This is a genomic window from Sphingomonas fuzhouensis, from assembly GCF_034659795.1.
Lineage (GTDB): Bacteria > Pseudomonadota > Alphaproteobacteria > Sphingomonadales > Sphingomonadaceae > Sphingomonas > Sphingomonas fuzhouensis.
In genome coordinates this window covers 215,161-232,601 of record NZ_JAXSQY010000002.1, presented here as the reverse complement: position 1 = coordinate 232,601, position 17,441 = coordinate 215,161, and the positions used below count along the sequence as shown (strand labels likewise).

The 17,441-nt window shown below is 68.6% G+C and carries 12 protein-coding genes and 1 CRISPR repeat array; of the genes, 4 read left to right on the top strand and 8 right to left on the bottom strand.

Annotated features, from left to right (window positions below; genetic code table 11):
- Positions 1-5 precede the first annotated feature (5 nt).
- Positions 6-599 (bottom strand): TetR/AcrR family transcriptional regulator, encoded by a 594-nt coding sequence (locus U1H82_RS05690; protein ID WP_322963961.1) that lies wholly within the window; start codon positions 597-599, stop codon positions 6-8.
- A gap of 99 nt (positions 600-698) precedes the next feature.
- Between U1H82_RS05690 and U1H82_RS05685 the strand changes: the two genes are divergently transcribed.
- From U1H82_RS05685 to U1H82_RS05670, 4 genes are all read left to right on the top strand, one after another.
- A complete protein-coding gene (locus U1H82_RS05685; protein WP_322963960.1) occupies positions 699-3,485 on the top strand; it encodes a DUF2339 domain-containing protein in 2,787 nt (928 codons plus the stop codon).
- A 41-nt stretch (positions 3,486-3,526) separates the two neighbouring features.
- Positions 3,527-4,816 (top strand): MFS transporter, encoded by a 1,290-nt coding sequence (locus U1H82_RS05680; RefSeq protein WP_322963959.1) that lies wholly within the window; start codon positions 3,527-3,529, stop codon positions 4,814-4,816.
- Between the two features lie 445 nt (positions 4,817-5,261).
- Positions 5,262-8,672, top strand: coding sequence for a S8 family serine peptidase (locus U1H82_RS05675; RefSeq protein WP_322963958.1), 3,411 nt, complete (start codon positions 5,262-5,264; stop codon positions 8,670-8,672).
- 22 nt (positions 8,673-8,694) lie between these two features.
- Complete coding sequence (locus U1H82_RS05670) at positions 8,695-9,075, top strand: hypothetical protein (protein ID WP_322963957.1); 381 nt, start codon at positions 8,695-8,697, stop codon at positions 9,073-9,075.
- 182 nt (positions 9,076-9,257) lie between these two features.
- A CRISPR array of direct repeats spans positions 9,258-11,299; the repeat unit is 29 nt; unit sequence GGGACCATCCCCGCGGGTGCGGGGGAGCC.
- A gap of 73 nt (positions 11,300-11,372) precedes the next feature.
- Here U1H82_RS05670 and cas2e read toward each other — a convergent pair.
- The 7 genes from cas2e to casA are packed head-to-tail and all read right to left on the bottom strand — an operon-like array spanning position 11,373 to position 17,362.
- Positions 11,373-11,687: a type I-E CRISPR-associated endoribonuclease Cas2e gene (gene cas2e / locus U1H82_RS05665; protein ID WP_322963956.1), complete on the bottom strand. Its 315-nt coding sequence runs from the start codon at positions 11,685-11,687 to the stop codon at positions 11,373-11,375.
- Entirely contained in the window at positions 11,678-12,610 is a 933-nt protein-coding gene (gene cas1e, locus U1H82_RS05660; RefSeq protein WP_322963955.1) for a type I-E CRISPR-associated endonuclease Cas1e, read from the bottom strand. The genes cas2e and cas1e overlap by 10 nt, the downstream gene beginning before the upstream one ends.
- The gene (locus U1H82_RS05655) at positions 12,611-13,378 is read right to left on the bottom strand and encodes a type I-E CRISPR-associated protein Cas6/Cse3/CasE (RefSeq protein WP_322963954.1); all 768 of its coding nucleotides are present in this window, start codon (positions 13,376-13,378) and stop codon (positions 12,611-12,613) included.
- Positions 13,375-14,112, bottom strand: coding sequence for a type I-E CRISPR-associated protein Cas5/CasD (cas5e, locus tag U1H82_RS05650; RefSeq protein ID WP_322963953.1), 738 nt, complete (start codon positions 14,110-14,112; stop codon positions 13,375-13,377). The genes U1H82_RS05655 and cas5e overlap by 4 nt, the downstream gene beginning before the upstream one ends.
- Positions 14,109-15,329: a type I-E CRISPR-associated protein Cas7/Cse4/CasC gene (gene cas7e, locus U1H82_RS05645; protein ID WP_322963952.1), complete on the bottom strand. Its 1,221-nt coding sequence runs from the start codon at positions 15,327-15,329 to the stop codon at positions 14,109-14,111. Before cas7e ends, cas5e begins: the two co-directional genes overlap by 4 nt.
- Positions 15,319-15,879 carry a type I-E CRISPR-associated protein Cse2/CasB gene (gene casB, locus U1H82_RS05640; protein WP_322963951.1) on the bottom strand — a complete coding sequence of 187 codons (561 nt, stop codon included), beginning with the start codon at positions 15,877-15,879 and terminating at the stop codon, positions 15,319-15,321. Before casB ends, cas7e begins: the two co-directional genes overlap by 11 nt.
- Positions 15,869-17,362: a type I-E CRISPR-associated protein Cse1/CasA gene (casA, locus tag U1H82_RS05635; protein WP_322963950.1), complete on the bottom strand. Its 1,494-nt coding sequence runs from the start codon at positions 17,360-17,362 to the stop codon at positions 15,869-15,871. Before casA ends, casB begins: the two co-directional genes overlap by 11 nt.
- Between the last annotated feature and the right edge of the window lie 79 nt (positions 17,363-17,441).

Here is a 17,441-nt window from a genome sequence, read left to right as displayed (position 1 = left end):
GGTCGCTAACGCGCCGCCGCCAGCGCCTCGCGGACACGGGCGAGCGCGGCGGCCTCGGGTGCGGCTTCGCCCATCAGGGCCCAGGCGCCGCTGATCGCGAAGGCGCAGTGGCCGTGGACGGTCGCGATCAACGAGCGGGACAGGGCGATCACCGCCTCATCGACCGGACGGTGCAGGGCGTTGGCGATCTCCTCCACCACGATCCGGGTCAGCAACCCGCGCCCGGCCTCGTCCGCTTCGCTCAGGCCCATATCGGCGGGCAGGCGGTGGTCGTAGATGGCGGTCCACAAATGGGTGTGATCGCGCGCGAAGCCGAAATAGCCCTCGACCAGTGCAGCGATCCGGTCGCCATCGCCCGCCTGGGCCAGACGCGCGCCGAGATACTGGGCCCAGGCGGCGAAGCTGCGCGTGTTGATCGCGGCAATCAACCGGTCCGCGCTGCCGAAGACATTGTGGATGGTCCCGATCGAATAGCCGATCCGCCGCGCAACCTCGCGCGCGGAGAAACAGGCGAGCCCCGTCTCGGCGACCAGGGCGGTGCCGGTCGACAGGATCAATTCCTCCAGTTCGGCGCGGCTATGATCGGATCGTCGGCCCATGACAAGGCTCTAGCGCCATAATTGAACGCTGTCCAATTTCATTATTGAGCGGTGTTCATTTCGTGATATGGTCGCGTCCGAATCGTGGGAGGGAACCCAATGATGCTGATGACGATCGTCTTGGCCGTGCTGCTGGCGATGCTGTGGCAAGAGGTGCGGCGGCTGCGCGCGCGGATCGCCGTGTTGGAGGCAGGCGCATCGTTCGCGCCGGTCTTTGAACCGGATAGCGATATCGCGGATCGTCCGTTTGCGCCCGCCCCGGTTCCGGCCGCGCCGCCGCCGCCGCCAACCGTCGACTGGTCGCCGCCCATCCCGTTTCCAGCCAGCCCCCCGTTTGTGGTGGAAGAGTCTGTGGTGGAAGAGGTGGAATTCGAACCGGCCGCGCCGGTCCGTGGCTTCGGCTTCGAAGAGATTTTCGGCCGCCGCCTGCCGATCTGGGCGGGCGGATTGACGCTGGCGGTCGCGGGCGTGCTGATCGTCCGCTATTCGATCGAGGCGGGGCTGTTGTCGCCGCTGGTCCGGGTGGTGATGGGCTGGCTGTTCGGCAGTGCGCTGATCGCGGGGGCGGAACTGGCGTTGCGGCGCGACGAGGCGGTGCGCGACCCGCGCGTGCGGCAGGCCTTGGCGGGCGCGGGGATCGCAACGCTTTATGCGGTCACGCTGGCGGCCGCCAATCTCTATGGCCTGATCGGCTCCGGCACCGCCTTTGCCGTCATGACCGGGGTCACGATCCTGGCGGGTGGACTGTCGCTGCGCTTCGGCGCGCCGAGTGCGCTGCTGGGCCTGCTCGGTGGACTGGCCGCGCCCGCCTTGCTGGGGGCAGGGGAGCCCGATGTTTCGCTGTTGACCCTGTATCTGGCGCTGACCGTCGGTGGGCTGTGCATGCTCGGGCGGCGACAGGGCTGGGCATGGCTGGGGGCGACGGCTTTGCTGGGCGGGTTCGGTTGGGGCACGCTGCTGATCGTAAGTGGCGCGCTGGGCTTCGCCGCGTCGCTGTCGCTGGGGCTTTATGCGCTGGTGCTGGCGATCGGCTTGCCGATGCTGCTGGTCGGCGATCGTGCCACGCTGCTGCGTGCCGGTGCCGGGCTGATGGGCTGTGCGCAGATGGCGGCGCTGGTCGCATTGGGCGGGTTCGGCGCGCTGCAATGGGCGCTGTTCGGATTGATCTCGGTTGCGGTCCTCTGGCTGTCGCGACGTGAGACGCTGTTCGCCGATATGCCGGTGGCGGCCTTGGGTGTCGCGCTCCTGCTGGGCTGTGCCTGGCCGAACCCGAGCATATTGGGACTGACGCTGCTGTTGTGCGGGGTGGTCGCCATCCATGCCGCGCCCGCGGCCTGGCGCGTCTGGCGCAGCGATGTCCGCCGTATCGATGCACCGATCGTGGCGGCGGCGGCAGCGGCCATCGGGGTGTTGCCAGCGATCCATGGTCATGGATCGGGCATGGCCACGCTGGTCGGAGCGGTGCTGGCAGCGGGTGTCGCGGCCTGGGGCTGGCGCGTGGCCGAGCGGGGCGAGGATGCGCGGTTCGCGGTCCTCGCCAACAGTGCCGGGCTGCTCACCGCACTGGCAGGCGCACAGGCGCTGCCACTGGCTGCCTGGGCGTCGGTCGCAGCGGTGGTCGGTGCCGCGCTGGTTCTGCTGGGCGATACGGCGGAGGATCGGCGCATCGAGCGGATAGGCATGGCGTTCGGCCTGCCGATGCTGGCGTTGCTGGGCATCGACGAAGGTATCCAGCGGCTGTTCGGCGAACCCATGTCCGGCCATGCGAGCCACTGGATATTGCCCGCGTTGGCAGCGATCCTGATCGCCTGGCGCTCGGATCGGCGGCGCGCCTGGCTCGTGCAGCCGGTGGCGGTGGTGATCGGCTATGGTGCCGTGGCGCAGTTGCTGCCGGGCGTGGCCTTGCCCTGGTTGGCGGTGGCGCTGCTCGGTGGGTTGGCCGCTACCCGGCGGGGCGCGTTGCGCCCGGCGAGCGCGGCTGCGGCGGCGCTGGTGATCGGCTGGGCCCTGATGCCGGTGTGGAGCTGGATCGCCGCGTCGGTTGAGGCGATGGCGGGGACGTTCGTGCCGCTCGACCGCTGGCCCGACCTGGCCGACGCCCTGTCGCGCCTTGCGCTGCCGGGCCTGGCCATCGGTGCCGCCGCGTGGTGGCTGCCGCTGGACCGGCAAGCACGGCGGATCGGTGGTATCTTGGGCCTGGGGCTGATGATGTTGGCGGCGCATGTCGCGCTGAAACACGCCATCGGCATCGACACGGCCGCCGCCTTCGTCATGCGGGCACCGATGGAGCGCACCATGTGGGAAGCGATGCTGGCACTTGGCGCGGGGGCCGCCTGGCGTTTCGGGCGACGCGATGCCGCGATCGGGCTGGGTGCGGCGGCGCTCGCGCATGGCGTCTGGTTTACCGGCATCGTGCTCAATCCGCTGATCGTGCTGCAACAGTCGGGGCCGTGGCTGGCGATCGGTTATGCGGTGATGGGGGCGCTTCTGTGGGCCATGCCCCGCGCCTTGCCGGACATGGTCCGTGCCCGTGACGGCGCGCTGATGGCGCTGAGCATCGTCGCCAGCTTCACCCTGCTGCGCCAGCTGAGCCACCGCCCGATGCCGCTGTGGGACGGTACGGGGCAGGGGGAGAAGATCCTGCGCTCGCTCCTCGCGCTGGCGCTTGCGGGACTGTTCCTGGGCCTCGGCATCGTCCGGCGGAAGCGGGACTGTCGCGTCGCCAGCCTGGCGCTGATGCTGGTCGCGGTGGTGAAGGTCTTCCTGTTCGACGCCGCCGGGCTCGACGGACTGGCGCGCATCGCATCCTTCGCGGCGCTGGGGTTCAGCCTGATCGGGATCGGCTGGCTCTACAGCCGCTATCTGCCCGACGAGCTTGCTCGTTGAATTTCCGCCGCTATCGCGCGTGACGAAGGGGAATCGTCACCATGTCCGCACCTGATCTGTCGCTCTTGGCCAAGCGCCGGTTCGCGCCCCTGTTCGTCGTCCAGTTCCTGGGGGCGTTCAACGACAATCTGCTGAAGTTCGCGATGCTCTTCCTCGCCAACTTCACCCTCTACGCCGCCGCACCCGCCAAGGCCGAGCAGCTTGCGACGATCGCCACCGGCTTGTTCATCCTGCCCTATTTCCTGCTGTCGGCGCTGGCGGGCCAGGTCGCGGACAAGTGGGACAAGGCATGGCTGATCCGCGCGATCAAGGGGGCCGAGGTCGGGATCATGACGCTGGCGCTGGTCGGTTTCTGGTTCCAGTCGGTGCCGGTGCTGTTGACCTGTCTGTTCCTGATGGGGGTGCATTCGACGCTTTTCGGGCCGGTCAAATATTCGATCCTGCCCCAGCTTCTGGGCCGCCATGAGCTGATGGGCGGCACCGGCCTGATCGAGGCGGGGACGTTCCTCGCGATCCTGACCGGGCAATTGCTGGGCGGGGTGATCCAGGCGTGGCAGGCGGGGCTGGCGGCGATCGGGGTGGCGACACTAGGCCTGCTGGCCAGCCTCGCCATCCCTTCGGCTCCGGCGGCGGCACCGGATCTGCGGATCGACCGCAATATCTGGAAGGGGACGTGGGAGATATTGGCGGTCGCGCGCTCGGGGCGGGGCGTGTGGCTGGCGGTTGTGGGGATCAGCTGGTTCTTCGCGGTGGGCGCGATCCTGCTTTCCGAGTTCGCACCTTTGGTCAGCGGGACGCTGCATGCCGGGCCGGGCGTCGTGACATTGTTCCTGCTGGTCTTCTCCATCTCGGTCGCGGCGGGGTCGCTGGTCGTCAACCGGCTGCTCGGCGGCGAGGTGTCGGCGCGCTATGTGCCGTTCGCGGCGCTCGGCATGGCGGTGTTCCTGATCGATCTGTGGATCGCGACGGGTCGCTATGACGGCGCGGTGCCCCAAGCCGATATCGCGGCGTTCTGGGCGAGTGCGGGAAGCGCGCATATCCTGGTCGCGCTGACCGGGCTGGCCCTGTCGGGCGGCATCTTCATCGTGCCGCTTTATGCGATCCTGCAGGTCCGGACCGACCCGGCGGAGCGGTCGCGGGTGATCGCGGCGAACAACATCGTCAACGCCCTCGTCACGGTGGCGATGGTCGTGGTCGTGACGCTGCTGCTGGCCCTGGGGCTGAGCGTGCCCGGCGTGATCGGGGTGATGGGGTTCGCGACGCTGCCGATCGCACTCGGCGCCCGCCGCCTGACCGTCTCGGGCGCGGAGCGGGCCGAGGTCCCCCGCTGATCGCCAGGATGATATCGCTCTCGGCAGTTATGGCGCTCCATCGGCGCAAGAGCGGGCACCGGTTAAATTTAACGACTCGGAGCGATTCGGCACCGCATGGTCGACCGTAATGGACACGTATTCACCGCTTTAGCGACGCGTTGCGATGTCTTAACCAAGATAAATCGACCATAGGGTCTTGCCGAGCCAAGTGGTGGCGTCAGGGTCCGTTGTTGCGCGAGGTTAAGGCGACGCGTTGTCCGCCACCTCTCCTATTAGCCGTTCGCCTATACTTTCCGTAGCGTCACGTCCGTTGCGCATTGTGTTGGCATGATCGTTACAGCATCGGGGTCATGCTTCGCGTCATGATCTCTAAGATTTTGTCAACTATATGAAATCGTTGACATCGATCTGCCCCCATGAAAACTGCTCCGATAACGGATAAATATCAAGGGGCTAGCTCATCATGGGGGGCAATCTTCGTCGCGCATCGCTGTTAGCGATCGCATTCGGAATTTCGACGCAGGCGGTGCCTGCCATGGCGCAAAGCCAATATGTCCCGCCCGCACCGACCGGCGGCTATGTCATGGCCAATGGCCAGCGGACGACCGACTATGACGCGGCGCTGGCATCCTGGCGGCAGGACAAGCAATTCTCGGTTGACTACACCAAGGGCAATCTGGGGCTGGAATATGCCTATGTCCTGGGCCTGTCGGGCAAGGGACAGACGATCGGGATCAACGATGCGGGCGTGGTGATGAGCCATCCGCTGTTCGCCGGGTCGGGCAAGATTTCCGGCCTGCGCACCCCGATCCCCTCGACCTATGGCAATGACGGGATGGTCAATCCCCGGCGGCCCTGGGAAATCCATGGCACCCATGTCGCGGGCACGGCGGCGGGCAACCGGATCGCGAACGGGGTGATGTTCGGCAACGCCTTTGGCGCGAACATCCTGTCGGCGACGACCAACTTCGCGGCGGGCGATTTCCTGTGGTGGCGCGATCAGGTGCTCGACGACGTGATGGTCGCCACCGCGCAGGAGAATATCCCCGATCTCGCCAATACCGGGCGGGTGCGGATCATCAACAACAGCTGGGGTTCGACATCGACCCAGCCCTATACCCTGACCCCGGCCCAGGCGCGCAGCGCGTTCCAGCAGACGCTGAACGGCTTTTACGATCCGGTCCTGAAGAACGACGTGCTGGTCGTGTTTTCCGCGGGCAACGGATCGGGCGTCCATGCCAGCATCGATGCGGTGACCCCGCTGAACGACCTGCGGCTGCGCTCCAACTGGCTGTCGGTCACCAACTATCTGGCGAACGGCACGGCGGCGGCCAGCACCAGCCTGTGCGGACAGACCGCGACCTGGTGCGTATCGGGGCCCGGCAGCTCGGTCGTGTCCTCGGCACAGACCTATACCATCGACGGGGCCGCGATCCGCGCCAAATATACCCGCGCCATGTATCCGGGCATCTATGCCGCGACGACGCTGGCCCAGTTGCAGAATGCGGCGGTCAACAGCTGGCTGGGCGTGCTGAACGACTATCTCAACCGGCGCGATGCGGCCAAGGCGTCGGGGCGCTTCTTCGACGAGGATGCCGAGCGAACCAAGGTCGCACAGCAGGCGGTCGGCATCTCGCTGGCCTATGGCGCGCGCTTCATGACGCCCGATCCGGACGGCTATACCAGCCGCCTGGCCCAGATCCTGACCATCCCCGGCAATGTCGCATTGGTCGGGCGCGACTTCACCTCCTCGGTGCTGACCCAGGCCAATGCCATCATCACCGCCGAGCTTCAGCGCTACATCACCTTCACCGGGCCCGGCTATGCCGCGCTGACCGGCACCTCGATGGCGGCGCCCAATATTTCGGGCTTCGCGGCGCTGCTGATGGAGTATTTCCCCGAATATAATACCGGGCTGATCTCGGACATATTGGTGTCCAGTTCCAAGGACCTCGACACGCCGGGCGTCGACCTGCGCTCCGGCTGGGGGGCGCCGCAGATGGCGGTGGCGCTGCGCGGGCCGACCGCCCTGCGCGACACGCGCGAGGTGACGGTGGCGTCGGGCACCACGGATATCTGGAGCAACCCGATCACCGACGCGCGCGACCGCTATTCGGCGGAAGTGCTGGCGGGTTTCCCCAATGATATCGGCGGCATCGTCAAGCGCGGCGGCGGCGAGCTGATCCTGACCGCCGCCAACAGCTATAGCGGCCCGACGCGGGTCGAGCAGGGACAGCTGACCGTCGACGGCAGCCTGACCCGATCGGCGGTAACCGCGATGTCCGGCGGCATCCTTGCGGGCAACGGCAGCGTCGCATCGCTGACGGCAGGGTCGGGCGGCATCGTCTCGCCTGGCAGCACCGGCGCGATCGGGACCCTCAACGTCGCGGGGACCACCACGCTGGGCGCGGGCAGCCAGTTCGTCGCCGATATCGGTGCCAGCGGCACCTCGGACCAGCTGACCGCGCGCAGCATCGTGCTGGGCGGCGGCACGCTGACCCTGCGTCCGGTCAACCGTTTGCCGCGCTATGGCGACAGCTACACGATCCTGACCGCGTCGAACGGCATCACCGGCAGCTTCGGCAATACCACCGCGTTCAGCGCGATCCTCTATCCCGAATTAAGCTATGCCGCGGGCCGGGTGACGGCGGCGGTGGGGGCAAAGCCCTATGCCAGCGTCGTCGCGGGGACGCCGGTGCAGACCGCCTATGCCCGGCTGCTCGACAGCAACCGGTCGGCCTATGCCAATTTGCGCGGCACCTATGACCTGCTCGACCTTCAGGATGTCGGCACGATCCGAGCAAGCCTGGAGGCGATCGCGCCACGGGCGGAGACGACGCGCCGGGCGATCGGCACCACCGCGACCGACAATATCGCGCGCTTCTATCGCGACCGCCTGAACGGCATGACGCCGGACGGCTTTGCGGGCGGCACGGTCGCGATGATCGGCAAGCCGCTGGAGTTCGCCGCCAACGCGATCGCCGCGCCCGGCCGTCCCCAGACGGTCAGCGATACGCCGACCAGCATGGTCCGCGAAAACATGCTGCCCGACACTGTCTCGGCCTATCTGGCCGGTGGCTATGTCAACGGATCGGGCGCGCCCATGCCCGGCACCATCGGCGGCCGCGATCCGTTCGACGGCTTCTATATCGCGGGCGGCATTGAGGCGCGGGTGTCCGACACGGCGGCGCTGGGCTTCGGCCTGTCCTATTCGGACATCGACGGCGACCAGCGTTTCGGCCAGTCCGCCGAGGGCGAACTGATCCAGGGCACGCTCTACGGACGGCTCGGCGGCACATTGGGGCCCGCGCTCGACGCACAGTTCGGGGCGGGCGTGTACCAGTCCTCGACCCGGCGGCAGGGCAGCTTCGTCGGCACGCCGTTCGACCTGCGCGCGCGCGACAATGCGCTGGCGCTGTCGAGCGAGGTGGGGGCGAGCTATATGAAGGGCAGCCAGACGCTGCGCTTCGGCCCGCGCGTGGCGATCCGCACCAGCACGATCGACTTCACCCCCACGGGCGAGACGGGCACCGGTCCCGCGCTGCTCTATGGCCGCGACCGCTTCCTGAGCGTGCAGGGCCGGGCGGGGCTTCAGATCGATGCGACCCAGGGGGGCTTCCGCCCCTTCGCCTCGGCCTATTTCGTGCATGATTTCGAGGGGCGGCCGGGCTATTTCGACGCCGGTTTCGCTGGCGGCACGCGCGCCCAGGCCCGCTTCCTGACCGCCAGCCAAGACCGCGACTGGGGCGAGATCAGCGCCGGTATCGCCTATCGGTCCGGCCGGGCGACCGTCTCGCTGGCGGCGGACTCGACGGTGGGGCGCGACGATGTCCGCAACCAGTCCTATCGCGCCGGGCTGAAGCTGGCTTTCTGATGGAGCGAGCGGGGCCGATGACATGATCGCATGGGCCCTGCTTGCGGTATCGGGTCCGGGACCGGCGACGGTCGCCGACCCGGTGCCGCCGGTCTTCTACAACCGACCGGGCGCGAAGGTGGAGGACGTCGAGGCCGAACGGCGCCTGTGCCGCCGTATCACCACGGGCCCGACCACCGGCGGCGAACGCCCCGACGGCGCGGCATTGCTCGACAATGGTGCGCGCGCGGTCGATCCGGGGACGAGCATCGACGCCTGCATGAAGGAGCGCGGCTGGCGGCTATACGCGCTGTCGGCGCGGGAGCGGGCTGTGCTGGCGGGTTTGGGTTCGGAGGCGCGGTCGAGGATATGGACGCGCCTGGCCGGGCGGGCGCGACCGGGCATGGGGCGCCAGGTGCGGTGATTGTTTGGGGATGCCTAGTTGGGGAGCCGGCAGGCTGCCGTTTTTAGCCGGGGCCCGCTCGGTTGATGGCGTGACGCAGGCTTGGGGAAGTGCATAGCAGTTGCTGCGTCGCAAAGGAGAAAAGATCGTCCCCACCCATGTGAGGGAGTTTTCACAGCTCCTTGTCGCGATGCGAAAGGCAATGGACCATCCCCGCGGGTGCGGGGGAGCCGATCGCCCAGACGACGATCAGCGGCGCCCTCGGGGACCATCCCCGCGGGTGCGGGGGAGCCGGCCGCGCACGGTGATCTGGCACTGATGGAAGGGGACCATCCCCGCGGGTGCGGGGGAGCCCGGAACTCGGCGACGTGGAAATCCTCCATGTCGGGACCATCCCCGCGGGTGCGGGGGAGCCGTCTGATTGACCACCGTCGCGCCGAGCCAGACGGGACCATCCCCGCGGGTGCGGGGGAGCCGCGAACAACACGCCGGTCGTCTTCGACCAGTGGGGACCATCCCCGCGGGTGCGGGGGAGCCATACGCGCTGCCGTCGATCGTCCGATGCACCAGGGACCATCCCCGCGGGTGCGGGGGAGCCAATACAGTGTGTTAAGTCATGAGCACACCGACGGGACCATCCCCGCGGGTGCGGGGGAGCCGCGGCCAATGCTGGACGCGGTGCTACCGCATGGGGACCATCCCCGCGGGTGCGGGGGAGCCCAGTCTACCTCGTTAGTAATGACAACATTGACGGGACCATCCCCGCGGGTGCGGGGGAGCCCCACTCTTCCCGACACTGTGAAGGGTGCGCACGGGACCATCCCCGTGGGTGCGGGGGAGCCCTCACCGGTAGCATCACCGGTAACGCTACAGAGGGACCATCCCCGCGGGTGCGGGGGAGCCGGTAAGAAAAAGTTTCGCGGCAACATTGGGCTCGGACCATCCCCGCGGGTGCGGGGGAGCCTGACCGAAAGAATAGCAACCCCGATGATGGCGGGGACCATCCCCGCGGGTGCGGGGGAGCCGCTAGTATCCACACTTGAAAACCGGGCTGCCCGGGACCATCCCCGCGGGTGCGGGGGAGCCGCAAGGATTTCGGTTGCCTTGTCACCCGCCGTGGGACCATCCCCGCGGGTGCGGGGGAGCCTTTACGCCGCCCTTGCCTGGAATGCCGGGCATGGGACCATCCCCGCGGGTGCGGGGGAGCCAGCGGAGTGCCGTCCTTATAGGCCATTGGCACGGGACCATCCCCGCGGGTGCGGGGGAGCCATCCGCGCCTCCCGCATGATCTTCGCGTCGGTGGGACCATCCCCGCGGGTGCGGGGGAGCCCGTCACCGAACTGAGTGAACCTCCAGCGATTGGGGACCATCCCCGCGGGTGCGGGGGAGCCCATGGGTGCACCGCTGGGGCTGTTCTTCCGGGGGGACCATCCCCGCGGGTGCGGGGGAGCCCTTGCGACACATGGTACTACGATTGCTCGCTTGGGACCATCCCCGCGGGTGCGGGGGAGCCGTACCAAGCCTTGTCCGACCGCTCGAACGCCGGGGACCATCCCCGCGGGTGCGGGGGAGCCCATGTCAGGGTGCCCGGCATACGGGAGTTAGCCGGACCATCCCCGCGGGTGCGGGGGAGCCGATTGGGCGAGTGATGGATAAACAAGGACCTTGGGACCATCCCCGCGGGTGCGGGGGAGCCCGCTTGGCCGTCCTTTTCGGCCGCCTCCGCACGGGACCATCCCCGCGGGTGCGGGGGAGCCATGCGATTGGACCCGGCGGTCACGTCGAAAAAGGGACCATCCCCGCGGGTGCGGGGGAGCCCTCTCGCCGCGATGCCTGTAGCGCAATCTGCGCGGACCATCCCCGCGGGTGCGGGGGAGCCGTGAGCGATCGCTTGAAGCGCGGCGTGTCCATGGGACCATCCCCGCGGGTGCGGGGGAGCCAGATTGCCGCCGTGATACCCCATTTCAGCACAGGGACCATCCCCGCGGGTGCGGGGGAGCCACGTTGGCGATCTGGTCGATCCCGCCATAACGGGGACCATCCCCGCGGGTGCGGGGGAGCCGTATCGTCAGGCAGGCCGAAGAGGGCCTTGGCGGGACCATCCCCGCGGGTGCGGGGGAGCCGTCTCGGCGGTGTAGGGCTGCGACGCCCAATCGGGACCATCCCCGCGGGTGCGGGGGAGCCGTGTCGAGGGCGGCCTTCACGAGGGTCTTGAAGGGACCATCCCCGCGGGTGCGGGGGAGCCTCTGGCAGGCAGATCGCTGATTTCGTTCACAATGTCAAAGACCCGCTGTTGGACGGCCCACTCGGAACGCGCGTCAGGACGGGATGCGGGAGGGGAGGGCGCGGCGGACCAGGAGGATGCCTTCATGGGCGATGACGTCCTTGGGCGGCTCGCCCAGGGTCAGGAGGCCCAGGCCACCGGCGGCGGCGGATTCGGCCCAGCACATCACGATGCTGCCGCGGCGCAGGCGGGCGTGCCATTCCTCGACGACGGCCCAGATCCGGCCGCGCACCCCGGCGCTCATCCGCGGCTGGGCATAGACGCCGGGGGCCAACTCCAGCATCGCCGAGCCCAGAAAGCCGCGATAGCGGTCCTCGACATCGCGGGTGATGATCACGGTCAGCGGCATGGCGGGTCGATCGGCGTGGGTGGCCCGTTCCCGGCAGCAGTCTCGCCGGGGCCGTCGCCGCCGCCCGGCATCAGCAGCGTCTTGATCCGGTCAATCATGCCGGGGATCACCGCGCGCTGGCGAAAGAGCAGGGCGGCGCGTTTGCGGACCAGCCGCTCGATCGGAGCGGCACCGCGCGCCCGCGCCTCGCGCACCGCGCCGAACGCGATGTCGAGCAGCACGTCGTGGCGATAGAGGTCGGCGATGTCGAGGACGAAGCTCTGGCCCGAATCCTCGTGCACGAAGCCCAGTTGCGGGATCGCGCCGGTGGCGGCGACCGCGACGCTGGCGGCGGCGGTCATCGCCGATCCGGCATGGTTGATCGCCTGGTTGGCGAGGTCGCCCGCCTCCGGGTTTTCGCGGTCATAGCGGCGTCCGCTCCAGACGATGCCATGGCGTTCGGCGGCCAGGACATAGGCGCGCTTGATGCGGGCGCCCTCCTGCCCGCGCAGCACGGCGATGTCGCGGGTGCGCACGATCTCGCCGAAACGCATCGCATACATGGCGCGGGCGGTCTCCATGCGCTGCTTGGGGTCGGACCAGCGGCGGACCTGCGCGCGTGCCAGTGCCGAGCTGTCGGGCATCAGCGGCGGCGCGGTATAGAAGCGCACCGCCCCGTCCCCGATCGCCGCCAGTGCACAGCCATGGCGGGCCAGCAGGCGCAGCGCGTCATGGGTGACGCTGGACCCCGGCCCCAGCAGGATGATCGAGATGGAATGATAGGGAATCTGGTAATCCCCCGCCTCCATCGCCCCGCCGCCCGCGGTCACGAAGCGCAGGCAGCCATCCTCCACCTCCAGCCGCCCGCGCTCGACCCAGACCAGGCCATGCCGGTCGGCATGCGGGATGCGCGCCCGCTCCAGCCCGAGGCGCCCCGACAGCATCTATCCGGCGCGTCCCGGCGGCGAGAGCAATATCATGCCATAGCCGAAGGCCGCATGGCGCCCGACCCCATTGGCCAGCCGCGCGGCAAAGCCCGCCGGGTCGGTGACGGTCAGCGTGCCGGTCATGATCGCATCGGGCCCCTCGACTCCGTGCGTCCGCGCGCCTTTGGTCTGGTGCGTGCTGCGCCGTGTGCGCGACCGGCGAAACTGGTGGAGCGTTGCGTGATCGAGCGTCGCCGCACCGTCCAGCCGCTGGGCGAGCCAAGCGATATAGACCGCCTCGCGGTCGACCGAGCCGGTTTCGCGCCCTTCCGACACCGCCCGTTCGCAGGCGCGGACATAGGCGTCGATCTCGCCCGCCTTGCGCTGCCAGGCGTCGGCGCGTTCGGCGCGCGCGGCGCGGATGGTCTTGCCGAAGCGGACGACGGGGCGCACCCGCACATCAAAGCCATAGCGGGCGCCTTCGCGCCACGCTTCGGGCATCGCCTGAACCTGGGGGGCGGCAAAGAGGTCGGCCACCAAGGCATCGGCGGGGGGCAGCGCGGCGGCGTCCGCGATTCCGGCGACGTCGCTCGAATAGCCGAGCAGATGGGGCCTCCGCGCATGGTCGGGCAAATAGCGGAAGGGCCGGGGTGCGGCCTCCCCGAACCGCGCCGCCAGCGCCGCATGGAGGGCATAGCCCGCATCATCGTCGCTCAGCCGACGCTCGGCGGCGAAGATGGCGAGGGCGTGCGGGTCGATGCCGATCCGAACGAGGTGCAGCGTCACGCGGTTGCCTCCGGCCAGGCGAGCCGCCCCTGGACGACGCGGCGCAGCCCGGCATGCACGCCTGCGGGCCAATGGCGCTCATCGGTCAGTTCGTCTTCGCGCAAGGCGGTGGCGATGGCGGCGCCGGTCGGCTCGCCGAACGGCCATTGCGCACGTGCACTGTCCTGACGGACCGGCGGTTCGCGGAGCAGGGAAAGCCCTGCGATCAAGGCATCGGGGATGGTATCGGCGTCGATCGTCCCGAGCAGCAGGGGGCGCGAGGGCAGGAACGGTTTGCGCCCGATGAACAGCGGCCGCTCGGGCCGGGTCAACGCGGCGGCGAGCCTGTCGAGATCGGGGCCGCTGTCCGCAGGGGCCAGCCGACAGGCGACCAGCACGCGGGTATCGGCATCCATGTCGCGGTAGCGGATATGTGGCGACTTATAGGTGTCGGCGCCGCCCGCGCGCCCCTCAACCCGGCCATGGGTCGTCCAGCCGCGATCGCCCGCCTCCAGCTTGGCGGTCTGGAACTCGCGCTGCCGGTGCCCCTCGGCGATCCGCATCGACCCGATCGTCAGCCGCGCCTGCAGATCGGCATGCGCCGCGCCGTCGAAGCGCTCCCAGCCCAGCGCGTTGCCGAACAGCCCGGCGACCATCGACTTGGCGGGAAAGTCGCGCACCACGCCGTAAGCATCGACCAGGTCGCCGCCGAAACTCATCAGCGGCGCGTCGAGGTCCAGCAGCACATGCCTCATGCGGGCATCCGCGCGTCGCGGACCAGCGCGCCCGCCCAGTCCGCCAGTTCGCGCAGGCTGCCGTCCGCGACGCCGTTCAGCTTCAACTGCGGCAGAGCGGCATGACGGCGCGCCTCGCCGGTTTCATACACAGCGTCCATCTCGCGCAAATGGGCGTGCAGCTTTTCGGCGGCGCGGCTCCCCAAAGGCTCGTTCGAACCGCGATCGACCAGCGTCACGGCATCGCGGAAGGCATTGGCCAGCGTACGTGGCTGGCGGTCGCCCGCTTCGACCAGCACCAGTTCGGCGCGGCTATAGGGCGCGGTCGAGCCCTTCTTGGCGCCCGGCGAGACCTCGGCGATCAGGTGGATCAGATGCGCGACGACCTGTGCCGCCAGCGCGCGGTCATGATCGCCGGTCCAGTCGCCCCGCGCGCAGCCGGTCAGGTTGGACACCAGCAGCGGCACGTCGACCACGACATAGCCATAATATAGGCCCGAGGTCAGTTCGGTATCGAACACGCCCGCCGCGCCCGCATCGTCGCCCTGTTCGCGGTCGCGCAGATCGTCGACGACGGTGAAATAGTCGAGCTCGGCCTGTTCTTCGTGCACGGTAAAGGCATGGGCGACATGGATCGCGGCATCGCGATTGGCGCGGGTGTCGCTCGTCACCATCCGCCCGAACAGCGCGGCCTCCAGCGAGGCGGCGAGGACATTCTGGTCACGCAGCTGGTTGAGGTTGGCCTTTTCCTCCTTGATCCAGGCTTCGGCGGCGGCCTTGGCGGCAGCGGCGTCGGGGTTCTCGGACAGGAGGCGCTCAGCCTGTTCGCGCATCCAGGCCAGTTCGGGGCGGCCGAACAGCAGCGCCTGGCGCTGTTGCTTGTCCTTGGCGTTCTTGCCGTAGAATTTCGTCAGGAAGGCCAGTTCGACCGCGTCCACTGCCTTTTCGTCGAAACGGGCGCGCAGGGGGCCTGTCACCTCGCGCTCGATCGCGATCTTCGAGCGCAACCCCTCGACCCCGGCCTGTTTGGCGAGGCTGTGCAATGCGTGGCGATCATCGGCCACGCGCCAGTGCCGCTTCAGGCATTGCGAGGAAATGCGCGTCCGGGTCGCGTTGCCGAAGGGCAGACGCTTGGCGAGCCCGGCATCGTCGCGGTTGAGCAGCGCGCCCGGCCAGGCGGCCAGGAAATGGATCTGGATGAACTTCGGCGTGGTGGGTTCGGTCGTATCAGTCGTCACTCGAAGTCCCCTCTTCGGACCGCGCTTCGGCGGCATAATAGTCTTTGGCGATACGGATGCGCGCAGCCTCCGCTTGATCGGGGTCGTGGCCGATAAGCCCGAACAGCGTGTGGAGGTTGACCGGCGCCTTGCCGTGTTGCGCCAGCATTCGCATCGCGCGGATGACCTGCGCTTCCAGCCCGCTCCCGCGTGCCGACACCAGGCGCATCAGCCGGTTTTCCGACAGGCCGATCTCATGCAGTCGGCTGCCCAACTGCGGTCCATTGGCGTGCGGATGGGCTTTGCCGGTACCGGACAACAGCGCCGCGCAATGGGCGAGCAGCCGCCACGGTGCGAAGCCCAGCGGGTCCGTCGGCACCTTGACCTTTGCCCGAACGAGCAGCGCCGCGACGACCCCATCGGCCTCATGCCGCCCGGTCAGATACATGCGCCGCAACAGCGCATGGTCGCGGCTCGACAGATACGGAATCTGCCCGGCGATCGACTCGATGGGGCCTTTGTCCCTGGGCGGGGCGCCTGGTACTGCCGGGGAAGGGGCCTCACTCGCCATGCTGCACATCCTTCATCCACTTCCCCATCTGACCATCGAGAAAAGCGCGCGCGCGGGCGATGGCGCGGATGCGCCGGACCTCGGTGCGCGGGGCGGCTTCGGCGGCGGTGTCGAACACATCGCTGGCGATGGAACGTAGCCGAGTCCGCCAGAGCAGCCGGTGATTGCCGTCATCGCCCGCCGCCTCGGCCCAGAAGGGCACGTCGAAAAACTCCGCGTCCACCACCCGATTAAACTGTTCGAGCCAGCGTTCGGTCTTTTTCTTGGCGGCATCATCGTCGAGCCGTGCCTTTTCCGGCCCGCCCTGCACCAACGAGATCAGCGCGCGACCGAGCCGCCTGCCAGCCTCGCCCGCGTCCCCGGCACGCTTGGTCGCCACCGCGCCGATCCGGTCGAGCGGGGCGTCCTCATAGGCGCTGATCGTCTCCCAGCGGCTGACGGGCACGCTGCGCCGGTGCAGCCCTTCGGTCTTGCCCTGTCCGCGCACCAGTGCCGCCGCGACGATCGACAGGCCTTGGCGGTCGTCGCCGTCATGCGGCTCGGCAAGGAGCGGGCGGGTGATCTTCGCCTGGTCGAGCAAGGTGGCCATCTGGCGATAGCCGAAGCCCGCACCCGTCGGCGTATGGCTGGACGAGCGATCGGCCTTTACCGGGGCCCAGGGGTCGCCCGTGATGCCCTTCAGATCGGCCGCCGCGACCCGCGCGCATTTCGAACCCGCCGCCATCGCCTGAACCGTGCCCGTATTCGAACGCTGCAACCGGACCCGCCGACAGATTTCGACATAGAGTTCATCCAGATCGGCATAGCTGAGCGATACGGTGCCGTCCCACGGCACGGTCCAGAGCAGCGGGATGCCGCCGCGCCGGTCGGGCCGGGCGCGGGCATCCTCGACCAGCCGCCGCACATCGCGTCGGAAGCCCGCCCCGCCAATAGGCCGCACGCCCAGGCTCATCCGGCTGGCGAAACCGCCATTCATCCGGGACACGCCATAGTTGCCGGCCCCCAGAAACCCTTCCGTCGTCTGAAGCGTCACCAGCGCGAACAGCCAGTCCTGCTCGCTGGCACCGACCATGCGCTCCTGCTTCACGTCATGGTTCTTCGCGGTGACCAGCATGTCGAGTGCGTCGGGCGTCATCAGCCGGTTCTTGTACGCAGCCCGATCGGTCGCCGCGACGATCGGCGGTTGCAGCAGCGCCGGTTTCGACCAGTCGACGACGACCAGGTCCCATGCTTCGCCGTCGGGCCATTCCGGGGTCAAGGCGATCAGCAAGTCACGCCACGCCGCCTCGTCGTCGGGCATGTCGTCCCGCCCGGCGCGGATCAGCGCCAGCGCGGCGACCTGTACGGTAAAGCTGTGCCAGGGTTCGCGCTGATGCGGGCGCAGCGCGGGAAAGCTCCGTGCCTCGCCGCGCGCCAGAGCGGAAAATGCCGCAAACAGGCTGCCGCAATGATCGTGGTTTTCACTATCGCGCCATTCGATCATTAGCCCCTCCCGGCGAAAATATTTCGAGATATTATCGAAAATATCAAGCAAAAATACGACCGATTTGGGTTATCTGCGT